General features: G+C 73.7%; 23 protein-coding genes and 4 tRNA genes. 14 read left to right on the forward strand and 13 right to left on the reverse strand.

Annotated elements, in window-relative coordinates; genetic code table 11:
* Window positions 1-93: 93 nt before the first annotated feature.
* Window positions 94-1,431 carry an ABC transporter substrate-binding protein gene (locus ACI8AA_RS07820; RefSeq protein ID WP_457043928.1) on the forward strand — a complete coding sequence of 446 codons (1,338 nt, stop codon included), beginning with the start codon at window positions 94-96 and terminating at the stop codon, window positions 1,429-1,431.
* Between the two features lie 65 nt (window positions 1,432-1,496).
* Here the strand turns inward: ACI8AA_RS07820 and ACI8AA_RS07825 are convergent, their stop codons facing one another.
* The 5 genes from ACI8AA_RS07825 to ACI8AA_RS07845 form a co-directional block, all read right to left on the reverse strand.
* The gene (locus tag ACI8AA_RS07825; protein ID WP_457043929.1) at window positions 1,497-1,916 is read right to left on the reverse strand and encodes a DUF7712 family protein; all 420 of its coding nucleotides are present in this window, start codon (window positions 1,914-1,916) and stop codon (window positions 1,497-1,499) included.
* Between the two features lie 75 nt (window positions 1,917-1,991).
* Window positions 1,992-2,849: an ABC transporter ATP-binding protein gene (locus tag ACI8AA_RS07830; RefSeq protein WP_457043930.1), complete on the reverse strand. Its 858-nt coding sequence runs from the start codon at window positions 2,847-2,849 to the stop codon at window positions 1,992-1,994.
* Entirely contained in the window at window positions 2,846-3,859 is a 1,014-nt protein-coding gene (locus tag ACI8AA_RS07835; protein WP_457043931.1) for an ABC transporter ATP-binding protein, read from the reverse strand. Before ACI8AA_RS07835 ends, ACI8AA_RS07830 begins: the two co-directional genes overlap by 4 nt.
* Window positions 3,849-4,847 (reverse strand): branched-chain amino acid ABC transporter permease, encoded by a 999-nt coding sequence (locus ACI8AA_RS07840; protein WP_457043932.1) that lies wholly within the window; start codon window positions 4,845-4,847, stop codon window positions 3,849-3,851. The genes ACI8AA_RS07835 and ACI8AA_RS07840 overlap by 11 nt, the downstream gene beginning before the upstream one ends.
* Before the next feature lie 3 nt (window positions 4,848-4,850).
* Window positions 4,851-6,104, reverse strand: coding sequence for a branched-chain amino acid ABC transporter permease (locus tag ACI8AA_RS07845; RefSeq protein WP_457043933.1), 1,254 nt, complete (start codon window positions 6,102-6,104; stop codon window positions 4,851-4,853).
* 344 nt (window positions 6,105-6,448) lie between these two features.
* Here ACI8AA_RS07845 and ACI8AA_RS07850 point away from each other — a divergent pair, with 344 nt between their 5' ends.
* The gene (locus tag ACI8AA_RS07850) at window positions 6,449-7,069 is read left to right on the forward strand and encodes a GNAT family N-acetyltransferase (RefSeq protein WP_457043934.1); all 621 of its coding nucleotides are present in this window, start codon (window positions 6,449-6,451) and stop codon (window positions 7,067-7,069) included.
* On the opposite strand, the gene ACI8AA_RS07855 is transcribed toward ACI8AA_RS07850, so the two are convergent.
* On the reverse strand, window positions 7,070-7,474 hold the full coding sequence (locus tag ACI8AA_RS07855; RefSeq protein ID WP_456926715.1) for a PaaI family thioesterase: 405 nt from the start codon (window positions 7,472-7,474) through the stop codon (window positions 7,070-7,072).
* Window positions 7,475-7,556: 82 nt separating this feature from the next.
* Between ACI8AA_RS07855 and polA the strand changes: the two genes are divergently transcribed.
* The gene (gene polA / locus ACI8AA_RS07860; protein WP_457043935.1) at window positions 7,557-10,295 is read left to right on the forward strand and encodes a DNA polymerase I; all 2,739 of its coding nucleotides are present in this window, start codon (window positions 7,557-7,559) and stop codon (window positions 10,293-10,295) included.
* Between the two features lie 96 nt (window positions 10,296-10,391).
* Here polA and ACI8AA_RS07865 read toward each other — a convergent pair whose 3' ends face one another.
* Window positions 10,392-11,234 carry a class I SAM-dependent methyltransferase gene (locus ACI8AA_RS07865; RefSeq protein ID WP_457043936.1) on the reverse strand — a complete coding sequence of 281 codons (843 nt, stop codon included), beginning with the start codon at window positions 11,232-11,234 and terminating at the stop codon, window positions 10,392-10,394.
* Window positions 11,235-11,448: 214 nt separating this feature from the next.
* Between ACI8AA_RS07865 and rpsA the strand changes: the two genes are divergently transcribed.
* The gene (gene rpsA, locus ACI8AA_RS07870; RefSeq protein WP_456902752.1) at window positions 11,449-12,915 is read left to right on the forward strand and encodes a 30S ribosomal protein S1; all 1,467 of its coding nucleotides are present in this window, start codon (window positions 11,449-11,451) and stop codon (window positions 12,913-12,915) included.
* Between the two features lie 228 nt (window positions 12,916-13,143).
* On the opposite strand, the gene ACI8AA_RS07875 is transcribed toward rpsA, so the two are convergent.
* Window positions 13,144-13,413: a hypothetical protein gene (locus ACI8AA_RS07875; protein WP_457043937.1), complete on the reverse strand. Its 270-nt coding sequence runs from the start codon at window positions 13,411-13,413 to the stop codon at window positions 13,144-13,146.
* Between the two features lie 158 nt (window positions 13,414-13,571).
* Here ACI8AA_RS07875 and coaE point away from each other — a divergent pair, with 158 nt between their 5' ends.
* Window positions 13,572-14,189 (forward strand): dephospho-CoA kinase, encoded by a 618-nt coding sequence (coaE, locus tag ACI8AA_RS07880; protein ID WP_457043938.1) that lies wholly within the window; start codon window positions 13,572-13,574, stop codon window positions 14,187-14,189.
* 53 nt (window positions 14,190-14,242) lie between these two features.
* On the opposite strand, the gene ACI8AA_RS07885 is transcribed toward coaE, so the two are convergent.
* The 4 genes from ACI8AA_RS07885 to ACI8AA_RS07900 form a co-directional block, all read right to left on the reverse strand.
* A tRNA-Val gene (locus ACI8AA_RS07885) sits at window positions 14,243-14,317 on the reverse strand.
* Between the two features lie 48 nt (window positions 14,318-14,365).
* A tRNA-Cys gene (locus tag ACI8AA_RS07890) sits at window positions 14,366-14,436 on the reverse strand.
* Between the two features lie 43 nt (window positions 14,437-14,479).
* Window positions 14,480-14,552, reverse strand: a tRNA-Gly gene (locus ACI8AA_RS07895).
* A 102-nt stretch (window positions 14,553-14,654) separates the two neighbouring features.
* Window positions 14,655-15,104, reverse strand: a complete 450-nt coding sequence (locus tag ACI8AA_RS07900; protein WP_457043939.1) for an SsgA family sporulation/cell division regulator — start codon at window positions 15,102-15,104, stop codon at window positions 14,655-14,657.
* A gap of 215 nt (window positions 15,105-15,319) precedes the next feature.
* Between ACI8AA_RS07900 and ACI8AA_RS07905 the strand changes: the two genes are divergently transcribed.
* From ACI8AA_RS07905 to ACI8AA_RS07920, 4 genes are all read left to right on the forward strand, one after another.
* Window positions 15,320-15,970 carry a sigma-70 family RNA polymerase sigma factor gene (locus ACI8AA_RS07905; protein WP_457043940.1) on the forward strand — a complete coding sequence of 217 codons (651 nt, stop codon included), beginning with the start codon at window positions 15,320-15,322 and terminating at the stop codon, window positions 15,968-15,970.
* Window positions 15,967-16,860 carry an anti-sigma factor domain-containing protein gene (locus ACI8AA_RS07910; RefSeq protein WP_457043941.1) on the forward strand — a complete coding sequence of 298 codons (894 nt, stop codon included), beginning with the start codon at window positions 15,967-15,969 and terminating at the stop codon, window positions 16,858-16,860. The genes ACI8AA_RS07905 and ACI8AA_RS07910 overlap by 4 nt, the downstream gene beginning before the upstream one ends.
* Window positions 16,861-16,874: 14 nt before the next feature.
* Window positions 16,875-17,348, forward strand: coding sequence for a TIGR02611 family protein (locus ACI8AA_RS07915; RefSeq protein WP_457043942.1), 474 nt, complete (start codon window positions 16,875-16,877; stop codon window positions 17,346-17,348).
* Window positions 17,349-17,374: 26 nt separating this feature from the next.
* Window positions 17,375-17,446 (forward strand) — tRNA-Val (locus tag ACI8AA_RS07920).
* 375 nt (window positions 17,447-17,821) lie between these two features.
* Here the strand turns inward: ACI8AA_RS07920 and ACI8AA_RS07925 are convergent.
* Entirely contained in the window at window positions 17,822-18,367 is a 546-nt protein-coding gene (locus ACI8AA_RS07925) for a dihydrofolate reductase family protein (protein WP_457043943.1), read from the reverse strand.
* A 111-nt stretch (window positions 18,368-18,478) separates the two neighbouring features.
* Between ACI8AA_RS07925 and ACI8AA_RS07930 the strand changes: the two genes are divergently transcribed.
* From ACI8AA_RS07930 to ACI8AA_RS07950, 5 genes are all read left to right on the forward strand, one after another.
* Window positions 18,479-18,910, forward strand: a complete 432-nt coding sequence (locus tag ACI8AA_RS07930; protein WP_457043944.1) for a hypothetical protein — start codon at window positions 18,479-18,481, stop codon at window positions 18,908-18,910.
* Window positions 18,911-18,954: 44 nt separating this feature from the next.
* The gene (locus tag ACI8AA_RS07935) at window positions 18,955-19,344 is read left to right on the forward strand and encodes an HNH endonuclease (RefSeq protein ID WP_457043945.1); all 390 of its coding nucleotides are present in this window, start codon (window positions 18,955-18,957) and stop codon (window positions 19,342-19,344) included.
* Between the two features lie 10 nt (window positions 19,345-19,354).
* Window positions 19,355-19,894: an MOSC N-terminal beta barrel domain-containing protein gene (locus ACI8AA_RS07940; protein ID WP_457043946.1), complete on the forward strand. Its 540-nt coding sequence runs from the start codon at window positions 19,355-19,357 to the stop codon at window positions 19,892-19,894.
* Between the two features lie 101 nt (window positions 19,895-19,995).
* Entirely contained in the window at window positions 19,996-22,068 is a 2,073-nt protein-coding gene (gene thrS, locus ACI8AA_RS07945) for a threonine--tRNA ligase (protein WP_457043947.1), read from the forward strand.
* The gene (locus tag ACI8AA_RS07950; protein WP_457043948.1) at window positions 22,065-22,658 is read left to right on the forward strand and encodes an HIT family protein; all 594 of its coding nucleotides are present in this window, start codon (window positions 22,065-22,067) and stop codon (window positions 22,656-22,658) included. The genes thrS and ACI8AA_RS07950 overlap by 4 nt, the downstream gene beginning before the upstream one ends.
* The last annotated feature ends 2 nt before the right edge of the window (window positions 22,659-22,660 follow it).

The following is a 22,660-nucleotide window of genomic DNA, read 5'->3' on the forward strand; positions in this document are numbered from 1 at the left end:
TACTCGTACCCAGCAGTTACGTTCTGCGGACTGACGGGGCCCCGGCACGTCCGGGGCCCGCCGGACCTACGTACGACAACTGGGAGTTGCTGGATGCGCACGCGTACCTACGCCCGCAGCATCGCCGTCACCTCCGCCGCGCTCGTCGCCCTCACCGCCTGCGGTGGCGGCGACGACGGTGGCAGCGGCTCGGGCGGCGACGCCTCGGGCGGCGGCGAGAAGCAGGTCAACATCTACGGCACCGACGGCAACATGGGTTCCACCCTCGGTGAGGACTTCGAGGAGCCGGGCGCCCTGGCCGGGATGAGCGGCACGCTGCCCCTCACCGAGCTGTCCGGGGACTTCACCGAGCGGCTCCTGCAGGTCGACCCGAACCTGGGCAACACCTTCAACTACGCCGGTGAGACCTACGACGCCATCGTGATCACGGCGCTGGCCGCTCAGCTGGCCGGCACCAACGACGCGAACGTCTTCAAGGCCTACGTCAACGGGACCACCACCGGCGGCGAGAAGTGCGACACCTTCCAGGCCTGCATCGACATCGTCAACGCCGGGGGCAACCCCGACTACGACGGCATCAGCGGCCCGCTGGCCTTCGTCGACGCCGGTGAGCCGGCCGCCGCGAGCTTCGGCATCCAGCAGTTCGGTGAGGACAACGCGATCGACGACTCGCAGACCGAGTTCGTCCTCGCCGGCGACGAGGCCAACGCCACCACCGACGAGGGGCCGGCCCCCGCGGCTCCTGGCGCCACGGCCGAGCAGCTGGTCGTCGGGACCCTGCTGCCGCTGACCGGTGACCTCGCCTTCCTCGGCCCCCCGGAGGTCGCCGGCGCCCGGCTGGCCGTCCAGGAGATCAACGCCGCCGGCGGTGTCCTCGGCCAGGAGGTCCGCCTCGAGGAGGGTGACTCCGGCGACGCCACGACCGACACCGCCACCCAGACCGTCGACCGTCTGCTGCAGGCCGGCGTCAACGCGATCGTCGGTGCGGCGTCCTCGACCGTCAGCCTCAACGTCATCGACCGGATCACCGCGGCCGGTGTCATGCAGATCAGCCCCGCGAACACGTCGGACCAGTTCACGACGTACAACGACAACGGGCTGTACTTCCGCACCGCCCCGCCGGACGTCCTGCAGGCCCGCGCCCTGGCCGACCTGCTCGCCGCCGACGGCAACAACACCATCGGCATCCTCGCCCGCAACGACTCCTACGGGAACGGCCTCGCGGAGAACACCCGCGAGAACCTGCTCGCCGGCGGTCTGAGCGAGGACCAGGTCGTGAACGTGATCTACGACCCGAACGCCGCCAACTTCGACGACATCGTCCAGGAGATGGTGGACCTCAACCCCGACGGCATCGTCGTCATCGGGTTCAACGAGTCCTCGCGGATCATCGAGGGGCTCAACGAGAACGGCATCGGCCCGCAGCGCTGATGTAGCCGTCGCTCTCCGGCAGCGGCCCGGTACCCCTCGCGGGGTACCGGGCCGCTGTCGTGTGATCACCGTTGGAGGTGCTGGTCTCCGGGCGCCCAGTCGGCCGGCCGGCCGCGGTGGTTGGAGAACTCCACGGCCCACCGCCACCAGCTGCGATCGGGGGCGTGCTGCCAGCGCAGCAGGACGCCGACCTCCCCGCCGGGCAGCAGCACCGGCAGGCCCAGGTGGCTCTCGTCGGGCCACACCTCGCTGCGCCGCAGGCCGCCGTCGGTCACCTCGAGCAGGGTGACGGGGGAGTAGTCACCGTTGCGGTCGGCGTCGCCGCGGAGCACGACCGTGTCGTCGTCGGCGGTGACCTGCACCGCCAGGCGGGCGGGCGCGGCGTGCACGAGCACGCGGGAGAAGCCGCCGGCGGTCAGCGCCCGGCAGAAGTCCAGGCCGTTCATGCCGCCGTCGCGGCTGCGGAGGTCCCAGGTCCAGTTCACGGGCACGGCCCTACCCACGCGACGAGGCCGGCGCCCCCGAGAGGGGACGCCGGCCTCGTCGCGGGCCTCAGGCGGTCACTGCGCCTTGGCGAGGGTCCCCAGGTAGAGCTCGATGACCTTCGGGTCGTTCATCAGCGACTGGCCGGTGTCGGTGTAGGCGTTGCGGCCCTGGTCGAGCACGTAGCCGCGGTCGCAGATCTGCAGGCAGCGCCGGGCGTTCTGCTCGACCATGATGATGGAGACGCCGGTGGCGTTGATCCGCCGGCAGCGGATGAAGACCTCGTCCTGGTAGGCCGGTGACAGGCCCGCCGAGGGCTCGTCGAGCAGCAGCACCGACGGGTCCATCATCAGCGCCCGGCCCATGGCCACCATCTGCCGCTCGCCGCCGGACAGCGACCCGGCCTTGCCCTTGCGCCGCTCGCCGAGCAGCGGGAAGAGGTCGACGACGTACTCGAAGCGCTCCTTGAACGTCTTCGACCGCAGGTAGACGCCCATCTGCATGTTCTCCTCGATGGTGAGCGAGGGGAACACGTTGTTGTTCTGCGGGACGTATCCGACGCCGAGGGACACCAGCCGGTGCGCGGGGGCGGAGGTGATGTCCTCGCCGCGCAGCGACACCGAGCCCGAGCGGACCGGGATGAGCCCGAACAACGTCTTGAGCAGCGTCGACTTGCCGGCCCCGTTCGGGCCGATGATGCCGACGAGCTCGCCCTCCTGCAGGTAGAAGTCGCAGCCCCGGAGGATGTTGACGCCGGGCACGTAGCCGGCGACGAGGTCGTCGGCCCGCACCAGGGCGCCCTCGGCCAGGCGCAGGTGCTCCTCGCGGGTGGCCGCCTTCTCCGCCGGCGACAGCTCCGTGGTGCTCGCTGCGGCCTCCTCGGCGCGGGTGACCTCCTCGCCGGACTCGTCGACCTGGAACAGCGGCTCGCTCATCGGTCGGTCTCCCTGCTGGTGTCGGAGCCCAGGACCTCGCCGCCGCCGTGCTCCTCGGCGGCGATCTGCGCCGAGGCCTGGGCGAGGACCTGGTCCTCCTCCTCGACGGTCAGCGGGGCATCGTGGTGCGCGCCGAGGTAGGCGTCGACCACGGCCTGGTTCTGGCTGATGGACTCGGGCGGCCCCTCGGCGATCACCCGGCCGGCGGCCATGACGACCACCCAGTCGCTGATGTCGCGGACGACGTCCATGTCGTGCTCGACGAAGATCACCGTCATGCCCTCCTCGCGGAGGTCCTTGACGTGGCCGAGCAGGCTCTGCGTCAGCGCCGGGTTCACGCCGGCCATGGGCTCGTCGAGCATGACGACCTTGGGATCGCTCATCAGCGCACGGGCCATCTCCAGCAGCTTGCGCTGACCGCCGGACAGGGTGCCGGCGAAGTCGTCCTTCTTCGCGTCGAGCTTGAACCGCCGGAGCAGGTCGAGCGCCTTGTCGGTGTTGGCCTTCTCCTGCGACCGCCAGGTCCCGGGCACGAGCGCCCGCCAGAAGCTCTCGCCGCGCTGGCCCTGGGCGCCGAGCAGCATGTTCTGCAGCACGGTGAGCCGGGACAGTGCCTTGGTGAGCTGGAAGGTTCGGACGACGCCGAGCCGGGCCACCTGGTGCGGCGCGAGCTTGCCCAGCGGCCGGCCGTCGAAGCTCCACGTGCCGGTGTTGGGCTGGTCGAACCCGGTGAGCAGGTTGAACAGCGTCGTCTTGCCGGCGCCGTTGGGCCCGATCAGGCCGGTGATGCCGCCGCGCTGCACCTCGAGGTGGTCGACCGACACCGCGGTCAGGCCGCCGAAGGTGCGGGTGACGTTCTCGACGACGATCACCGGGTCCGGCTTGGCGACACCGACCTCCCAGGGCACGTCGCGCAGCGCTGCCTGGGCCAACCGCTGCGGGACGCGGCCGGAGCCGCTCTTGCCCAGCGACGCCGCGGAGGCGCCGCTCGGGGTGTTCTCAGCGGGCATCGAGCATCACCTCTCGTCGGTCACCGAAGATGCCCTGCGGGCGGAAGACCAGCAACAGCATCAGACCCAGGCCCACGAGCACGAACCGGATCTGCGCCACGTCCGTGGCCGACAGCAGCCCCTCCGGGATGACGCCGTTGTCGATCAGCGCCCGCAGGGCGGTGTCGGCGAACTGGATGACGAACATCAGGATCACCGCACCGACCACCGGTCCGAGCACCCGCGCAGCGCCGCCGAGGATGAGTGCGGCGTAGGCGAGGAACGTGTTGGCGTTCTGGAACTGGTCGGGGTTCGCCGCACCGGTGGCCACCACGTACACCATGCCCCCGAGACCACCGATGACGCCGCCGAGCACCAGCGACTGCATCTTGTACAGGTAGACGTTCTTGCCCAGCGCGCGGACGGCGTCCTCGTCCTCGCGGATCGCCTTGAGCACGCGGCCCCAGGGGCTGCGCACGAGCGCCCACACCAGCAGGCAGAGCAGGGCCACGAGGACCCAGCCGACCAGGGCCACCCACAACTCGCCGCCGCTCCACCGGGTGCCGAGGATCGAGTAGCGCTTGCCGGTGTCCCACGGGGCGAGGGAGACGAAGTCGCCGTTGAAGGCCGCCAGGCCGCGGGTTCCCCCGGTGACCTCGCTGGCCGACACCGACCGGAAGAGCAGTCGTAGCCCCTCGGCCGCGGCGATCGTCGCGATCGCCAGGTAGTCCGCACGCAGCCGCAGGGTCGGCAGACCCAGGAGCAGCGCGAGGACGACGGACGCGCCCAGGCCGACGAGCACACCGACCCAGAAGTTCAGGCCCCACTGCGACACCGAGATGGCGATGCCGAAGCCCCCGAGCAGGGCGAAGCCGATCTGCCCGAAGTTGAGCAGGCCGGTGTACCCGAAGTGGATGTTGAGGCCGATCGCCAGCAGTGCGAAGAACACCGCCTGGAAGCCGAGCGCCGACTTGCCGGCGACGGCGAAAGCGTTGAGGAGGTCGCCCATGGCTCAGCCGATCCGTGCGCGGCTGCCCAGGATCCCCTGGGGCCGGATGACGAGGATGACGATCAACAGCAGGAGCCCCCCGACGTACTTGACGTCGTTCGGGATGACCAGCGTCGACATCTGGACGAAGACGCCGACGATGACGCTGCCCAGCAGGGCACCGTAGGCCGTGCCGAGACCGCCGAGTGTGACGCCGGCGAACATGAGCAGCAGCAGCTGGAAGCCCATGTCCCAGCGGACCTGGTCGGAGAGGCCCAGGAGGACGCCGCCCAGCGCGGCCAGGGCGCCGCCCATCATCCAGACGACCAGGATCACCCGGTTGACGTTGATGCCGGAGGAGGCCGCCAGGTCGCGGTTGTCGGCGACCGCGCGCATCGCCTTGCCGATCTTCGTGCGCTGCAGCATGACCGCGACCAGCACCAGGACGACCACCGAGACGATGATCGACACCAGCGACTGGTTGGTGAGCCGGAACAGCCCGTAGTCGACCGCCCGTGAGGTGCCCAGACCCGAGTAGGGGTTGGAGTCGCCGCCGTAGAGGATCTGGATCAGGTAGCGGAGCAGCAGCGACAGCCCGATGGAGACGACGAGCGCTGCCACCAGGCCGGTGCCGCGGCGGCGCAGCGGGCGCCACAGGCCCAGTTCGTTCAGCGCGCCGAAGGCCGCGCCCCCGATCATGGCGATGATCGCGGCGGGGATGATGGGCACGCCGAGGCCGGTGTTGACCCACCAGGCGAAGAGGGCGCCGATGGTGACGAGCTCGCCGTGGGCGAAGTTGGTCAGTCCGGTGGTGCCGAAGATCAGCGACAGGCCGACGGCGGAGATGGCGATCAGCAGCCCGAAGCGCAGGCCGTCGACCAGGAGCTGGACGGCCTGGACGTTGCCGCCGCCCGAGCCGGTGCTGCCGTCGTTCAGGCCGAACTGGACCGGCTGGCGCCGGCCCTCGTCGACGGTGACCGTGCGGCTGGCCTCACCCGTGATGACGACGCCGTCGGGCAGGGAGTCGGCGTCGATGGTCACGGTGTACTGGCCGGGCCCGGGGACGTCGACGGCGAACCGCCCGTCCTCGTCGGTCTCGACGCTGCCGACCTCGTCACCGGCGGCGGTGGTGACCGTGACCTCGATGCCCTCGATGGGACCGCTGCGGCTGGTCTGCAGCGTCCCGATGACCTGCTCGCCCTCGGCGCCGGCGACGCCGGGGACCAGCACGGCGAGCCCGGTGGCGGCGACGAGCACCAGCAGGAGCCGGAGCAGCACCCTCCGGGCGGTCCCCGGGCCCGGGCGGACTGCGCTCCGGTGCGGCCGAGGTGGCCCGGCAGTGGCTGACGGGTGCCTCACACAACCTCCCTGTTCGTGGCACTGCTCTGGGGGCGTGGCGTCGATCGGCACGGTGGGCGTCGCGCGACACAACGCGGGCAGTGGAGGCGTGACGGTAACCCAGGCGTGTTGCGTCCCCGTTCCCTCGTCGCCGCACTGTGACCGAAGCGCGACGCGCCGACGCACCCGTCCTGGTGATCACTCCCGTCCCAGGACCGGCGCGTCGGCGTGGCCGCGGGCGGCGGGAGGTGCACGCTCGGCGGCGCCGTCCAGGGAGGGCTCACGTGTCTGCTACCGGCCAGCGGTCCCGCGTCGTCACGCGCACGGCGCGCCCCGACGACCTGCCCGCCGTCCTCGCCCTGGTGCGCCAGCACCGCGCCGAGGCGCACGCGGAGGGCGTCCTCACCGGGCAGACACCGGGGGCGGCCGCGGCGGCGGGCTTCCGGCGGCTGCTGGCCGACCCCGCGCACCGGGTGGTGCTCGCCGTCCTCCCCGGCGCCAACGCCGCGACCGCGGCCACCGTCGGTGAGGTCGCCGTCGGCCTGGCCGTGCTCGGGCTGGACCCGCTGTCGGCGGTGCTCGGCGTCCCGCAGGTCACCGTGGACAACCTCGTCGTCCACCGGGACCACCGCCGGTGCGGGGCCGGGGCCGCACTGCTGGCCGCGGCCGCCGACCACGCCGCGGAGGTCGGCGCCGAGCACGTCGTCGCCGCGGTCGGCGGGCACGAGGCCGAGCGGCAGCGGTTCTTCGCGCGGATGGGCTTCGCGCCGCTCACCACCCGCCGGATCGTGCCGCGGGAGACCCTGGCCCGGTCGCTGGCCGCCTGGCAGCGCGGCGGCGTCCCGCTGCCCCGGCCGCCACGCCGGCGCCCGGTGTCCCGGGCGGTGCCGGCCCTCCCCGCCTGATCAAGCGGGGAGGATCGCGCAGGTCAGCCGCGCGGTGGCGGTGGTCCGCCCCCGGTCGTCGGTCACCTCGATGAGGAACGTCGACAGCGTGCGGCCGACGCGGGCCGGCGTGCAGACGGCGGTGACCGTGCCCGACGTCGCCGCGCGCAGGTAGCTGGCGTTCAGCTCCACCCCGACGGCCTTCCTGCCCGGGCCGGCGTTGAGCATCGCCGCCCAGGAGCCGATCGTCTCGACCAGTGAGCACGTGGCCCCGCCGTGCAGCAGGCCGAAGGGCTGCTGGTTGCCCTCCACCGGCATCGTCGCCACCAACCGGGCCGGGTCGTAGTCGACGATCGTGATGCCGAGCTTGTCGTCGAGCGGGCTGCTCGCGCTGGGCGCCAGCCAGTCCGGGGGAGCGGAGGTCACGCCGGGCACCGTAGCGGCGGGTGGGCCGGCCCTCCGTGCGGGGCCTCGGAACCGTGGGCGAGCGCACCTAGGATCGTGCGCGATGTCCGCTCCGGTGACCACCCCCGCGCCCACCGCCCCCTCGAGCCCGGGGACGCGGCCGCGACTGCTCCTCCTCGACGGGCACTCGCTGGCCTACCGCGCCTTCTTCGCGCTGCCGGTGGAGAACTTCTCCACGACGACGGGCCAGCCGACCAACGCCGTCTACGGCTTCACGTCGATGCTGATCAACGTGCTGCGCGACGAGCAGCCCACCCACCTCGCGGTGGCCTTCGACGTCGGCCGGCAGACCTTCCGCAGCGAGATCTACGCGGAGTACAAGGCGAACCGCTCCGAGAGCCCCACCGACTTCCGCGGGCAGGTCAGCCTCATCCAGGAGGTGCTCGCCGCGCTGCGCGTCCCGGTGATCACCGCGCCGGGCTACGAGGCCGACGACGTCATCGCCACGCTCACCGTGCAGGCCGTCGAGCAGGGCATGGACGTGCTCATCTGCACCGGCGACCGCGACGCGCTGCAGCTGGTCGACGAGCACGTCACCGTGCTCTACCCGCGCAAGGGCGTCTCGGACCTCACCCGGTTCACGCCGGAGGAGGTCGAGGCCAAGTACGGCCTGACGCCGCAGCAGTACCCGGACTTCGCCGCGCTGCGCGGCGACCCGAGCGACAACCTGCCGAGCATCCCGAGCGTGGGGGAGAAGACCGCGGCCAAGTGGGTCCGCGAGTACGGCTCCCTCGACGAGCTGGTCGACCGGGTCGACACGGTCAAGGGCAAGGTCGGGGAGAAGCTGCGCGAGCACCTGTCCTCGGTGCTGCAGAACCGGCGGCTGACCGAGCTGGACCGGCAGGTGGCGCTGGAGCTCGGCCCGCAGGACCTCGCCGTCCGCGCGTGGGACCGCAACGAGGTGCACACGCTCTTCGACAACCTGCAGTTCCGGGTGCTGCGCGAGCGGCTGTTCGCCACGCTGAGCAGCGCCGAGCCCGAGGTCGAGGGCGGCTTCGACGTCACCGCCGACGACGTCCCGGCCGGCGGGCTGTCCGCGTGGCTGGACGCGCACGCCCGCACCGGGCGGACCGGCGTGGTCTTCCGCGGCACCTGGGGGCGGGGGACCGGTGAGCTGGCCGGGCTGGGCCTGGCCGCCGCCGACGACCACGCCGTGTTCGTCGACCTCGGCCCCGACCTCGACGTCGCCGACGAGCAGGCCCTGGACGACTGGCTGGCCGACCCGGCCGCCGAGAAGGTGGCGCACGACGTCAAGGGCCCGCTGCTGGCGGTGTGGGCGCGCGGCTGGGACCTGCAGGGCCTGGTCAGCGACACCGCGCTGGCCGCCTACCTGGCGACGCCGGGGCAGCGCTCCTTCGACCTCGGCGACCTCTCGGTGCGCTACCTCAAGCGCGAGCTCAAGGACGCCGCCGAGCCCGAGGGCCAGATGACCCTCGACGGGCTGGGCCCGAGCGAGGCCGACCTCGCCGCCGAGGCCGCGCACGCCGACGTCGTCAAGGCGGTCGCGGTCAACGACCTCTCCGACGCCCTCGAGCAGGTGCTCGCCCAGAAGGGCGGGGACCACCTGCTGCAGGGGATGGAGCTGCCGCTCACCCGCGTGCTGGCACGGATGGAGCACCGCGGCATCGCCGTCGACACGGACCTGCTCGGCGAGCTGCAGCGCGAGTTCGCCGAGGGCGTGGCCGCCGCGGCCGCCGAGGCGTACGCCGTCATCGGCCGGGAGATCAACCTCGGCTCGCCCAAGCAGCTGCAGGCGGTGCTGTTCGACGAGCTGGGCCTGCCGAAGACCAAGAAGATCAAGAGCGGGTACACCACCGACGCCGACGCGCTCACCGGTCTGCTCGCCCAGACCGGGCACCCGTTCCTCGAGCACCTGATGCGCCACCGCGACGTCACCCGGCTGCGCACGGTCATCGACGGGCTGATCCCGATGGTCGACGACGCCGGCCGCATCCACACGACCTTCCAGCAGACGATCGCCGCCACCGGCCGGCTGTCCTCGACCGACCCGAACCTGCAGAACATCCCGATCCGCACCGCCGAGGGGCGCCGGATCCGGCAGGCGTTCGTCGTCGGGCCGGGCTTCGAGTCGCTGATGACGGCCGACTACAGCCAGATCGAGATGCGGATCATGGCCCACCTGTCCGGGGACGAGGGGCTCATCGAGGCCTTCACCTCGGGGGAGGACCTGCACTCCTTCGTCGCCTCGCGGGCCTACGACATCCCGATCGAGGACGTCGACCCGGAGATGCGGCGCCGGATCAAGGCGATGAGCTACGGCCTGGCCTACGGGCTGAGCGCCTACGGGCTGGCGGGGCAGCTGCGGATCTCGGTCGAGGAGGCGCGCGAGCAGATGCACGCCTACTTCGAGCGCTTCGGCGGGATCCGCGAGTACCTCGACGGCGTCGTCGAGGAGGCCCGGCTGCGCGGCTACACCGAGACCACCCTCGGCCGGCGCCGCTACCTGCCCGACCTCACCAGCGACAACGGGCAGCGGCGGCAGATGGCCGAGCGGATGGCGCTCAACGCCCCGATCCAGGGCTCGGCGGCCGACGTCATCAAGGTCGCGATGCTCGGCGTGGAGCGCGCGATCGAGGCCGAGGGGCTGCGCTCGCGGATGCTGCTGCAGGTGCACGACGAGCTCGTGCTCGAGGTGGCGCCGGGGGAGCGGGAGGCGCTGGAGGAGCTGGTCCGCCGCGGGATGTCCGGGGCCGCGCAGCTGTCGGTGCCGCTGGAGGTCTCGGTCGGCGTCGGCCGCAGCTGGGACGCCGCCGCCCACTGAGCCTCGACCTCGAGCAGAGGGTCAGGTGTCGACACCGGCGGCCCCGGTGCAGGGGCCCGCGCCGAGCCTGCGAGGCGTGGGGGGCACCGGGGCCCTTCAGCAGGGGCGGTGGGCGACGAGGACGAGCGTGCCGGGGACGAGGGCGCCGCGGGCCGGCGACCACTGGCCCCACTCCTGCGTGCGGCCCGGCGTCCACTCCGGCTCGACCAGGTCCTCGAGGACCAGGCCGGCGCCGACGACGGCGCGCACCCAGTCACCGACGGTGCGGTGGTGCTCGACGTAGACCGTCCGCCCGGCGCCGTCGGTCTCCACGTAGGGCCGGCGGTCGAAGTAGGACGAGACGACCCGCAGGTCCTCGGGGTCGGGGGAGTCCGGCAGCGGCCAGCGGAACGGGTGGTTGACCGACGCGGCGAACCGCCCGCCCGGGCGCAGCACCCGCGCCACCTCCGCCAGCGCCCCCTCGACGTCGGCGACGAACGGCAGCCCGCCGAACGCCGAGCAGACGACGTCGAACGACCCGCCGGCCAGCGGCAGCGCGCCGACGTCGGCCTGCAGCAGCGGCACGTCGACGCCGGTGGTCCGCCCGAGCTCCGCCGCGCGGGCGAGCATCCCGGCCGACAGGTCCAGGGCGACGACGTCGGCCCCGGCCCGCCGTAGCCAGCGGGCGCACGGCGCCGAGCCGCAGCCGACCTCGAGCACCCGGCGGCCGGCGACGTCGCCGAGCAGGTGCGCGTCGGCCTCGCGCAGCCCCTCCGGGCACCACAGGAAATCGACGTCGCCGAGGTCCTCGCCGTGCTCGGCGAGATAGGCCGGCGCGGCGGCGTCCCACCAGCCGCGGTTGGCCCGGACCGACTCGGCGGACCCGGCCGGCCGGCGTTCGACGCCGCCGGCGGCGGGGTAGCCGTCGGGCCCGAGGGGGAGCGCGGGCGGCGGCATCATGACACGCCCAGCGTGACACGCCGCTCCGGACCGGCAGAGGTCGCCCACCCGGTGGACCCCGGTGCGCGCGCGTCCGTACCATGGGGATGCGCCAGAGGTCTGTCAGTGCTGTTACCCGCAAGGGATCGGCGCGCGCCGGCTCTCCCCGCTCCCGCGGTCACCCGGCCGCGGTCCACCTGTCCCTACGCATCCCCCGTCCGGAGCACTCGACCACATGACCTCCACCCAGGTCCGTCCCGACAGCACCCCCCAGATCGCGGTGAACGACATCGGCACCGCCGAGGACTTCCTCGCCGCGATCGACCAGACGATCAAGTACTTCAACGACGGCGACATCGTCGAAGGCGTCATCGTCAAGGTCGACCGGGACGAGGTGCTGCTGGACATCGGCTACAAGACCGAGGGCGTCATCCCCTCGCGCGAGCTGTCCATCAAGCACGACGTCGACCCCAACGAGGTCGTCAAGGTCGGCGACGAGGTGGAAGCTCTCGTCCTCCAGAAGGAGGACAAGGAAGGCCGCCTGATCCTGTCCAAGAAGCGCGCCCAGTACGAGCGCGCCTGGGGCACGATCGAGGCCAAGAAGGAAGCCGACGAGGTCGTCACCGGCACCGTCATCGAGGTCGTCAAGGGCGGTCTCATCCTCGACATCGGCCTGCGCGGCTTCCTCCCCGCGTCGCTGGTCGAGATGCGCCGCGTCCGCGACCTGCAGCCCTACGTGGGCCGCGAGCTCGAGGCGAAGATCATCGAGCTCGACAAGAACCGCAACAACGTCGTCCTGTCCCGCCGGCAGTGGCTGGAGCAGACGCAGTCCGAGGTCCGCAGCGAGTTCCTCAACAAGCTCGCCCGCGGCCAGGTGCGCACCGGCGTCGTCTCCTCGATCGTCAACTTCGGCGCGTTCGTCGACCTGGGCGGCGTGGACGGCCTCGTGCACGTCTCCGAGCTGTCCTGGAAGCACATCGACCACCCGTCCGAGGTCGTCGAGGTGGGCCAGGAGGTCACCGTCGAGGTCCTCGACGTCGACCTCGACCGCGAGCGGGTCTCCCTGTCGCTGAAGGCGACGCAGGAGGACCCGTGGCGCCAGTTCGCCCGCACCCACCAGATCGGCCAGGTCGTGCCGGGCAAGGTCACCAAGCTGGTGCCCTTCGGTGCGTTCGTCCGGGTCGACGAGGGCATCGAGGGCCTGGTCCACATCTCCGAGCTGGCCGAGCGCCACGTGGAGATCCCGGAGCAGGTCGTGCAGGTCGGCGACGAGATCCTCGTCAAGGTCATCGACATCGACCTCGACCGGCGCCGCATCAGCCTGTCGCTCAAGCAGGCCAACGAGGGCGTCATCGGCGACGAGGAGCAGTTCGACCCGGCCGCCTACGGCATGGCCGCCTCGTACGACGAGCAGGGCAACTACATCTACCCCGAGGGCTTCGACCCGGAGACCGGTGAGTGGCTCGAGGGCTACGAGGAGGCCCGGGAGACCTGGGAGCGGCAGTACGCCGAGGCCCAGGCCCGCTTCGAGGCGCACCGGAAGCAGATCGCCGAGGCCCGCGCGGCCGACGCGGAGGCCGCTGCCGGGGGCAACTACTCCTCCGGCGGTGACGCCCCCGCGGACACCACCACCGGTGGCGGCACGCTGGCCAGCGACGAGGCGCTCGCCGCACTGCGGGCCAAGCTCGCCGGCGGGGAGTGACCCGCTGACCGTGCAGTGACGGTCTGAACGAACGACAGAGGCCCAGGACCCGCGAGGTCCTGGGCCTCTGTCGTTCGCGCACCGGGTGGCGCCGGGGGTGCCCGCCCGCCGTCCCCGTCCGGGCGGGCACCCGGTCTCGTCCGGCGCCGCTCCGAGGGGAGCGCCGGACCGGCCTCCCCGCAGGGGCCCGCTGCGAGCGTGCGGGCAGTGGGGCGAGGAGGCCCTCCCTCAGAGGCTGAGGATGATCGCGAACGCCGAGCGCGGGCGGCCGCCGGCCGCGGCCAGCGACTGCCAGGTGTGGCGGCCGGCCGGGGCGGCGTCGAGCAGCCAGCGGAGGAACGCCCCGCGGCGCGGTGACTCCGCCTGCTGCAGCGCCATGCGCGCGCGGACGGCGGGGATGTCGGCCACCCGGACCCCGCCCGCACGCTCCGCCCGGTGCCGGCCCGGGGTGCGGGGACCGGCGGGGACCGTCGCGACGGCGGTACGGGGCTGCGACATCGGGCTGCCTGCCTTCCTCGGCTGCGTCCCCCTCCATGGGGAACCGACGGGGCGGACGTTATGAGGAGTGACGGGTGTGACTGGTGCGACGCGCCGGACACGGGGGACGGGTGTTACCCGTCCGTGACCGCCGTCCGCGCGCTCGTTACCGTCCGTACGTGCTGCGGATCGGGTTGACCGGCGGGATCGGGTCGGGGAAGAGCACGGTGGCCGCGCTGCTGGCGGCCCGCGGGGCGCTGGTCGTGGACGCCGACCGCATCGCCCGGGAGGTCGTGGAGCCCGGCACGCCGGGGTTGGCCGCCGTCGTCGACGCGTTCGGGCCGGACGTGCTCACCCCCGACGGGGCGCTGGACCGCCCGGCGCTGGCCGCGGTCGTCTTCGCCGATCCGCAGGCGCGGGCGCGGCTGGACGGCATCGTGCACCCGCTGGTGCGCGCCCGGGCGCTGGAGGTCGTCCAGGCGGCTCCGGAGGACGCCGTCGTCGTCCAGGACGTCCCGCTGCTGGTGGAGACCGGTCAGGCCGGCGCGTACGACCTCGTGCTGGTCGTCGAGGCCGACCTGGACACCCGCGTCGCCCGGCTGGTCCTGCGCGGGCTCACCGAGGACGACGCGCGCGCCCGCATCGCCGCCCAGGCCACTGACGAGCAGCGCCGGGCGGTGGCCGACGTCGTCCTCGACAACAGCGGCGCCCCCGAGGCGCTCGCCGCCCAGGTGGAGCGGTTCTGGGCGGAGCGGGTGGCGCCGGCGGTGGGCGCCCGTCCGGACGGCGGGGGATGACCGGCCCCGGAGACGACGAGAGCCCCGGACCGCTGGTCCGGGGCTCCGCGTGCTGGTGGGCGATACTGGGTTCGAACCAGTGACCTCTACCGTGTCAAGGTAGCGCTCTACCACTGAGCCAATCGCCCGAGTCCGGCCTGCCGACCGGCCCGCTCCACGCGCTCGGCGAGGAGCCGAGGTGGAGACGGGATTTGAACCCGTGTAGACGGCTTTGCAGGCCGTTGCCTCGCCTCTCGGCCACTCCACCGCACACACGGGCGCCGGTCTCGCGACCAGCGCCCGAGGTCCCGAGCGGACGACGGGATTCGAACCCGCGACCCTCACCTTGGCAAGGTGATGCTCTACCAACTGAGCCACGTCCGCGTTGCTGTGTTCTGTTGTGTCTCTGTCCTGCGGTGTCGCTGTCTTGCAGGGAGAACCATACCCGACCCGGGGACGGGGTTTCACGGGGGGTCCCCCCGTGGTTCACCGGGCCCCGGGATCGGCCCCGCCGCCGGACAGCAGCGCGGCCAGCTCGTCGTCGACGTCGAGCGCAGCCGTCTCCTGCCCGGAGGGCACGAGCTCCTCGGTCCGCTGCAGGAACGCGGCCACCGTGGCGCGGGACAGCTCGAACAGCGCCTCCCCGGACGGGGCGCGCAGGTGCAGGTACAGCACGTCACCGCTGGTGCGGGCCGGCCAGATGCGCACGTCGCCGTCGCCGGCCGGCCGCTCGAGCCCGGCGGCGAGCAGCTCGCGGCCCAGCAGCCAGGTGATGCCGTCGTCGGCGACCTCCCCGCCCTCGCCGAAGCCGATCCGCACCGCGAAGGGGTCGTGCACCGCGTAGGAGAGGGCGGCCGGCACCTCGGTCCACGAGGTGGGTCCGACCAGGTACAGCGTCGTCGGGACGGAGTACCCGGACGGGGAGCGGTGTGCCATGTCGCCTCGATCCATGTCACGTGTAACGACGAGCGGAGTCCGATGTTGCGCCGACCTGCTGCCGGGCGTGTCGCCGCGGCCGGGCCGGCCGCGGGCGGTCATCTTCCCGACCGGTCCGCGCGGTCCCGCCGGGTTCAGGGGCGGGACCGTCTGTGGATGCCCCTACCCGGCGTGGTGAACCGCGAAGCGCGCTGTCGCGAATGCGACGTGTGACCATGGGAACCGTGACGCGTCCGGCACGACGTCCGGAGGGCGACCCCGGTGACCTGGACCTCGTGGCGCGCGTGCGGGCGGGCGACCGGGGTGCCGTGGACGACCTCTACGGCCGGTTCCGCCGGCCGGCGTTCGCGCTGGCCAGGCGGGTGCTCGCCGACGACACCCTCGCCGAGGACGTCGTCCAGGACGTGTTCCTCACGGTCTGGCGCGACCCGCACGCCTACGACGGCGCCCGCGGCAGCTTCTCCGCCTGGCTGATGGCGATGGTCCACCATAAGGCCGTCGACGCCGTCCGCCGGGAGGAGTCGCACCGCCGCCGCCGGGCCCGCGCCGAGGACGACCTCGCGCTGACCGCCCCCACCAGCGCCCGCGACGTCGAGGACGAGGCGTGGGACCGGGTGGTGTCCGAGCGGGTGCGCACCGCGCTCGGGGCGCTCCCCGACGCCCAGCGGGAGGCGCTCACCCTCGCCTACTACGGCGGGTACACCCAGCGGGAGGTCGCGGCCCTGACCCGCGCGCCCCTGGGGACGGTCAAGACCCGCATGCTGGCCGGCATGCGCCGGCTGAAGGAGGAGCTCGGCGGGGTCGCCGGGCCCACCGCCGGCGGCGCGCTCAGCGGTCCCGCCGCGGTCGACGGAGGTGCCCGGTGAGCCCGCGCCCCGACTCCCACGAGCCCTTCGACGAGTTGGCCGTCGGCTGGGCGCTGCACGCGCTCGAGCCCGAGGACGAGGCGCTGTTCGGCGCCCACCTGCCCACCTGCCCGCGGTGCACCCGGACCGTCGCCGAGACCTCCGAGGTGATGGCGGCGCTGGCCGCGGACCTGCCGCAGGCCGAGCCGGACGACCGGCTGCGCGAGCGGCTGCGGGCCGCGGTCGAGGAGACCGAGCAGCTCCCGCCGCCGGCCGGCGTCGACCCCGCCGCACCGGCCGCGGCGCCCGTGCCGCCGCCGGTGCCGGACACCCCCGGCGGGCGCCGCCGCACCGACCGTCCCGTCGCGACCGGCTTCCCCGGTTACGTGCCCACGGCGGGCGAGCCCGCGCTGGACCCGCGCCCGGTGTGGCGGCGGGTGCTGCCCAACGCCCTGGTCGCCGCGGCCGTCGCCGCGATCCTGGCGCTCGGCACCTGGAACGTCGTGCTGAGCTCCGCCCGGGACGACGCCCGCACCGCCGCCGCGGAGCAGCAGCAGGTCCTCGAGGCGCTGCTGCAGCCGGGCCGGGCGACCATCGCCCCCGTCCAGGACGGCGACGGCGACCCGGTGGCCACCGTCGTCGCCCGCGACGCGCAGCTGGAGGTCGTCGCGCACGGCCTGCGGGTCAACGACAGCAGCGACAGCGTCTACGTGGTGTGGGGGGTGGCCGACGACGCGCCCGTGGCGCTCGGCACCTTCGACGTCGTCTCCCCACAGACCGACCTGCGGACCGTAGGCTCCGCCTCGACCGGTCTCGACGACTACGCGGCGTACGCGATCAGCATCGAGCCCGGGCGGCAGGCTCCGGCGGGACCGTCGGACGTGGTGGCGAACGGGCAGGTGACCAGCTGAGCGGACAGGACACGGTGACGCCGCCCCCGCGGGAGCGGCGGGCACGGCCGACCGCGGAGGAGCGGCGGGAGCACTTCGACCACGACGGCGTCCACAGCCTGCGGGAGCGGGTCGCGGAGTCCCGGTGGCGGCAGCGCCTGGCCGCCCGCCGCTCGGTGGACCACGCCTACCGGGTGGTCGTCGGCGTCGTCGGCGGCCTCGTCGTCGCCGTCGGCCTGGCCACCATCCCGCTGCCGGGGCCCGGCTGGCTCACCGTCATCGCCGGCCTGTTCGTGCTCGCCACCGAGTTCACCTGGGCCGAGCGGCTGCTGGAGTTCACCAAGCGGCACGTCAAGGCCTGGACCGACTGGCTGGGCCGCCAGCCGGTGTGGGTGCGCCTCGGCATCGGCGTGCTGACGGCGGCGTTCGTCTACGGCGTCCTGGTCGTGACCCTGCACATCACCGGCGTCCCGGACTGGGTGCCGGGGTGGGTGCCCCTGTGGCGCTGACCGTCTGGCATCATGGACGGCGCAACGGGCGATTGGCTCAGTGGTAGAGCGCTTCGTTCACACCGAAGAGGTCACTGGTTCGAACCCAGTATCGCCCACCGGCACGAGAGGGCCGGGCTCCCGACGGGGGCCCGGCCCTCTCGTCGTCCCGGGGGAGACCGCGTCGTCGCCCCGGCCCGGCCGCCCTGGCGTCGCGGGTGCCCTGCCCCCTGGCCGCCCTCACCGTCGACGCGGCCGACCCCGCCCGGCTCGCCCGCTCCTGGGTGCCCGCCGGCGGGACCAGCGGGCCGAGCTGGAGCGGCTGCTCGCGCTGGGGGGCGACCCGGGCCGACGTGGGCCAGGGGGACGTCGGCTGGGTGGTGCCGGCCGACCCCGATGGCGACGAGTTCCGCGTGCTGCCGTCCCCGGAGACGACGGGAGGGCCGGGCTCCCGACGACGGGGAGCCCGGCCCTCTCGCGCCGGTCCCGGCGGCTCAGGCGGCCGGGCCGTAGGTGAGGTGCGCCACGCCGTTGCTCAACGCCTCGACGCCGACCAGCGACAGCTTCTGCTTCGTGCCCTCGGGGAACAGGTGGATGCCCTCGCCGACGGCGACCGGGTAGACGTACAGGTGCAGCTCGTCGACCAGGCCGTCGGCCACCAGCGCCCGCACCAGGGTGGCGCTGCCGCTGACGTAGAGGTCCCGGTCGGCCTTGAGCTCCCGGATCCGGTCGGCGTCGTAGCCGCCGAGGGAGGTGGAGTTCCGCCACACGCCCTCGGCGTCGGCCAGTGTCGAGGAGACGACGTACTTGGTCGTGTCGTTGAAGAACGGCGCGCCGGGGTCGTCCTCGACGGTCCGGGTGGACCACGCCGGCGCGAACATCTCGAAGGTCGTGCGGCCGAGCAGGATGCCCGTCGCCGGCGCGGTGATCGCCCCGATGGAGGCGGCCAGGTCGTCGGGGAACCCGTAGTCGACCGTCCACATCGGTGCGTCGACGACCCCGTCGACGGTGGTGAACTCGTGCACCCGGATGACGCCCATGTCTGCTCCTCGGTCGGTCGGCCGGCCCCTGTCGGCCGGTCTCGTCGGGTCAGACACTGGCCGATCCCGTTTCTCATCGGTGGGGGACCCGCCGTGCTGCACGATGCGGGAGTGGAGTCGATCCCGCCGGTGCCCGATGCGTACACGCTGCGCGCCGTCGTCGAGCTGGAGGTGGCGCTCGAGGCGGGGACGGCGGTCGACGCCGCGCACGCCGTCGTCGGGGACCTGGCGGTGCGGGCCTTCGGCCCTGGGATGTTCGGCTGGATCGGCGAGGCGCTGGCCGCCGAGGGCCGGGACCCCGAGGACTGGGCGGCGCTGCTCGCCGACGACGACCTCGCCGGCCGGGTCCTCGCGCACCTGCGGGACCGCGCCGGTGACGCCGGCGCCGGGGCGGGCGATCTCGTGTGGTCCGCGTCCCCGCCCGGTGCCGACCCGAGCCGGGAGCGGTTCCGGCGGGCGGTCCGCCGCCGCCGGCACTCCGCGCTGACCGCCGCGCTGCTGCCGCGGCCCCCGCGGGTGGCCGGGCGTGCCCGCCGCGACTGAGCGCACCCGCCGCCCGGGTCCGGATCGGGCGCACCATGGGGGTGATGGCACTGGACAGGGTCGCCCGGCTGGACGCGGCCGTGGAGCGGGACGGCCCCACCTGCATCTGGTGCGGCCGCGCGCTCACCGGGCACGTCACCCCGACCACCGAGCACGTCGTGCCGCGGGTCAAGGGCGGTCCGTCGTGGCTGGAGAACGAGGTGGCCGCCTGCCGCCGGTGCAACGGCGAGCGCGGGCACACCGCACCGGTCGAGTGGCTGGAGGAGTGCCTGCGCCGCGGCTGGCCCGCCGACGAGCAGCGGCTGGCCCGCGTCCTGACCGGGCTGGCCGAGGCGATCGCCGTCCGCGGCGGGCAGCGCCGGGCCCGGCCGTACCTGGAGTCCCAGCTGCGCCGGCTGCGCCGCCGCGGTGTCGTCGTCGCCCGGTCCGCCTAGCCTGGCCCGCGTGAGCGCGGGGACGGTCGTCGGCATCTCGGTCTACCCCGTCCGCGGCTGCGCCGGGACGCCCCTGCGGTCCGCCGACGTCGGCCCCGCCGGGCTGGCCGGGGACCGCGAGAGCGCCGTCGTCGACCCCGACGGGCGGGTGCTGCGCGGCAGGGACGCCCCCGCGCTGGCCCGTGTCGTCCCCACCGGCCACCCCGACCTCGACGCCGCCGCCGTCGCCGCGGCGCTGGGCCGGCCGGTGCGGCTCGAGCCGCTGACCGGCCGCCCCGCGGGCGCCGCGGCGGTGCACCTGGTCTCCCGGCAGGCGCTGGACCGGGCGGCGGCCGGCGTCGTCCCGGCCGGCTGCGGCACCGAGGACCCGCGGGCCAACCTCCTCCTCGACCTGCCCGCCGACGACGAGCGGACCTGGGTGGGCCGCCGGCTGCGGCTGGGCTCGGCCGTGCTGCAGGTCACGCGGCTGCCGAAGCACTGCCTGGGCGTCTACGCCGAGGTGGCCGAGCCGGGGACGGTCGCGGTCGGCGACGAGGTCCTCCCCACGTAGTCGCGTCCCCGGGGCCGCCGCGGACGCTCGTTAGGCTGGCCGGTGCGCGTCCGCCTCCGGCCGGGCGCCGTCCGAGCACCTCGCGACCCCCAGGAGCCCCCGTGTCCGCCGCGCCCACCCCTGCCGCAACCGCCCCGATCCGGGTGCCGGCCGGGACGACGGCCGAGCAGGCGCTCAAGGAGGCCGGGGTCGGGCTCAAGGGCCCCGACGGCGCCGTCGTCGTCCGCGACCTCGGCACCGGCGACCTGCGCGACCTCGCCTGGGCCCCCGACGCCGACGCCGAGGTCGAGCCCGTCGTCGCCGCCAGCCCCGAGGGCCGCGCGGTCATCCGGCACTCCACCGCGCACGTGCTCGCCCAGGCCGTGCAGGACCTGTTCCCCGGCACCCGGCTGGGCATCGGCCCGCCGGTGGAGAACGGCTTCTACTACGACTTCGACCCGGAGAAGCCGTTCACCCCGGAGGACCTGCAGGCGCTGGAGAAGCGCATGCAGCAGATCGTCAAGGCGGGGCAGCGCTTCTCGCGCCGGGAGATCAGCGACGACGACGCCCGCGCCGAGCTCGCGCACGAGCCGTACAAGCTCGAGCTGATCGGCCTCAAGGGCTCTGCTGCTGACCCGGCCCACCCGGCCGCCGAGGGCGCCGACGTCGAGGTCGGCGGCGCGCAGCTGACCATGTACGACAACCTCGACCCGCGCACCGGCGAGCGGCTGTGGACCGACCTGTGCCGCGGCCCGCACCTGCCGCGCACCTCGAGCATCCCCGCGTTCAGCCTCACCCGGTCGGCCGCGGCCTACTGGCGGGGCAGCGAGAAGAACCCGCAGCTGCAGCGGGTCTACGGCACCGCGTGGGAGAGCCGCGAGGCGCACAAGGCGTACCTGGAGCAGGTCGCCGAGGCCGAGCGCCGCGACCACCGCCGGCTGGGCGCCGAGCTGGACCTGTTCAGCTTCCCCGACGAGATCGGGTCGGGCCTGGCGGTGTTCCACCCCAAGGGCGGCGTCGTCCGGCGGGAGCTGGAGGCCTACAGCCGGCAGCGGCACGAGGAGGGCGGCTACTCCTTCGTCAACACCCCGCACATCACCAAGGGCCGGCTGTTCGAGATCTCCGGCCACCTCGACTGGTACGCCGAGGGCATGTACCCGCCCATGCAGCTCGACGAGGAGCGCGACGCCGACGGCACCGTCCGCCGGCAGGGGCAGGACTACTACCTCAAGCCGATGAACTGCCCGATGCACAACCTGGTGTTCGGGTCCCGCGGCCGGTCCTACCGGGAGCTGCCGCTGCGGCTGTTCGAGTTCGGCACCGTCTACCGGTACGAGAAGTCCGGCGTCATCCACGGGCTCACCCGCGCCCGCGGCTTCACGCAGGACGACGCGCACATCTACTGCACCCCCGAGCAGATGGCCGGGGAGCTGCGCGGGCTGCTCGACTTCGTGCTCGGCCTGCTCGCCGACTACGGCCTCTCCGACTTCCACCTGGAGCTGTCCACCCGCAACCCGGACAAGTCCGTCGGGTCGGACGAGAGCTGGGAGGTCGCCACCGAGGCGCTGCGGCAGGCGGCGCTGGACTCCGGCCTCGAGCTCGTCCCCGACCCGGGCGGCGCGGCGTTCTACGGCCCGAAGATCTCCGTGCAGGCCCGCGACGCCATCGGCCGCAGCTGGCAGATGTCGACCATCCAGGTGGACTTCAACCTGCCCGAGCGGTTCGGCCTGGAGTACACCGCCGCCGACGGCTCCCGCCAGCGGCCGGTCATGCTGCACCGGGCGCTGTTCGGCTCGATCGAGCGCTTCTTCGCCGTCCTCACCGAGCACTACGCCGGGGCGTTCCCCGCGTGGCTGGCGCCGGTGCAGGTGGTCGGCATCCCGGTCACCGACGACCAGGTCGGCTACCTGACCGACGTCGCGCTGAAGCTGCGGGCCCGCGGCATCCGGGTCGAGGTCGACGACTCCGACGACCGCATGCAGAAGAAGATCCGCAACGCCAGCAAGCAGAAGGTGCCCTTCGTGCTCATCGCCGGGGCCACCGACGCCGAGGCCGGTGCGGTCTCCTTCCGCTACCGCGACGGCAGCCAGCGCAACGGCGTGCCGGTCGACGAGGCCGTCGACGCCGTCGTCGCCTGGGTGGCCGCGCGGCACAACGCCGACCCGACGGCGGACGCGCCGCTGGAGTCGCGGTGACCGTGGGGCCCGACGGCTTCACGGTCCCCGTCTCCGCCGACGACGGCGGGCCGGCCGCCGTGTTCGAGCACCTGTGGACGCCCTACCGGATGGCCTACATCCGGGGCTCGGGGAAGCCCACCGGCGAGCACGACTGCCCGTTCTGCCTCATCCCGACCATGCCGGACGAGCAGGGACTGGTGGTGGCGCGCGGCGCGACCGTCTTCGCGGTGCTGAACCTCTATCCCTACAACGCCGGGCACCTCATGGTGGTGCCGTACCGGCACGTGCCCGACTACACCGACCTGACCGACACCGAGGTCGCCGAGCTGGGCGCGTTCACGCAGACGGCGATGCGGGTGGTGCGGCAGGTGACCGGAGCACACGGTTTCAACATCGGGATGAACCAGGGGTCGGTGGCGGGGGCCGGGATCGCCGACCACCTGCACCAGCACGCGGTGCCGCGCTGGGGCGGCGACACGAACTTCATGCCGGTCATCGGCCTCACCCGGGTGCTGCCGCAGGTGCTGGCCGAGACGCGCACGCTGCTGGCCGCGGCCTGGCCGGGCGCGGCGTCGTCGGCACCGCCGACCGCGCCGACGGGGGACTGACC

It is taken from the genome of Geodermatophilus sp. SYSU D01180, from assembly GCF_054050415.1.

Excerpts from the sequence above, each read along its gene's own strand:
- ACI8AA_RS07820 (WP_457043928.1), top strand. The coding sequence starts at position 94 with ATGCGCACGCGTACCTACGCCCGCAGCATCGCCGTCACCTCCGCCGCG.
- ACI8AA_RS07830 (WP_457043930.1), bottom strand. The coding sequence starts at position 2,849 with ATGAGCGAGCCGCTGTTCCAGGTCGACGAGTCCGGCGAGGAGGTCACC.
- ACI8AA_RS07835 (WP_457043931.1), bottom strand. The coding sequence starts at position 3,859 with ATGCCCGCTGAGAACACCCCGAGCGGCGCCTCCGCGGCGTCGCTGGGC.
- ACI8AA_RS07840 (WP_457043932.1), bottom strand. The coding sequence starts at position 4,847 with ATGGGCGACCTCCTCAACGCTTTCGCCGTCGCCGGCAAGTCGGCGCTC.
- polA (WP_457043935.1), top strand. The coding sequence starts at position 7,557 with ATGTCCGCTCCGGTGACCACCCCCGCGCCCACCGCCCCCTCGAGCCCG.
- ACI8AA_RS07865 (WP_457043936.1), bottom strand. The coding sequence starts at position 11,234 with ATGATGCCGCCGCCCGCGCTCCCCCTCGGGCCCGACGGCTACCCCGCC.
- rpsA (WP_456902752.1), top strand. The coding sequence starts at position 11,449 with ATGACCTCCACCCAGGTCCGTCCCGACAGCACCCCCCAGATCGCGGTG.
- ACI8AA_RS07875 (WP_457043937.1), bottom strand. The coding sequence starts at position 13,413 with ATGTCGCAGCCCCGTACCGCCGTCGCGACGGTCCCCGCCGGTCCCCGC.
- ACI8AA_RS07900 (WP_457043939.1), bottom strand. The coding sequence starts at position 15,104 with ATGGCACACCGCTCCCCGTCCGGGTACTCCGTCCCGACGACGCTGTAC.
- ACI8AA_RS07905 (WP_457043940.1), top strand. The coding sequence starts at position 15,320 with ATGGGAACCGTGACGCGTCCGGCACGACGTCCGGAGGGCGACCCCGGT.
- ACI8AA_RS07925 (WP_457043943.1), bottom strand. The coding sequence starts at position 18,367 with ATGGGCGTCATCCGGGTGCACGAGTTCACCACCGTCGACGGGGTCGTC.
- ACI8AA_RS07935 (WP_457043945.1), top strand. The coding sequence starts at position 18,955 with ATGGCACTGGACAGGGTCGCCCGGCTGGACGCGGCCGTGGAGCGGGAC.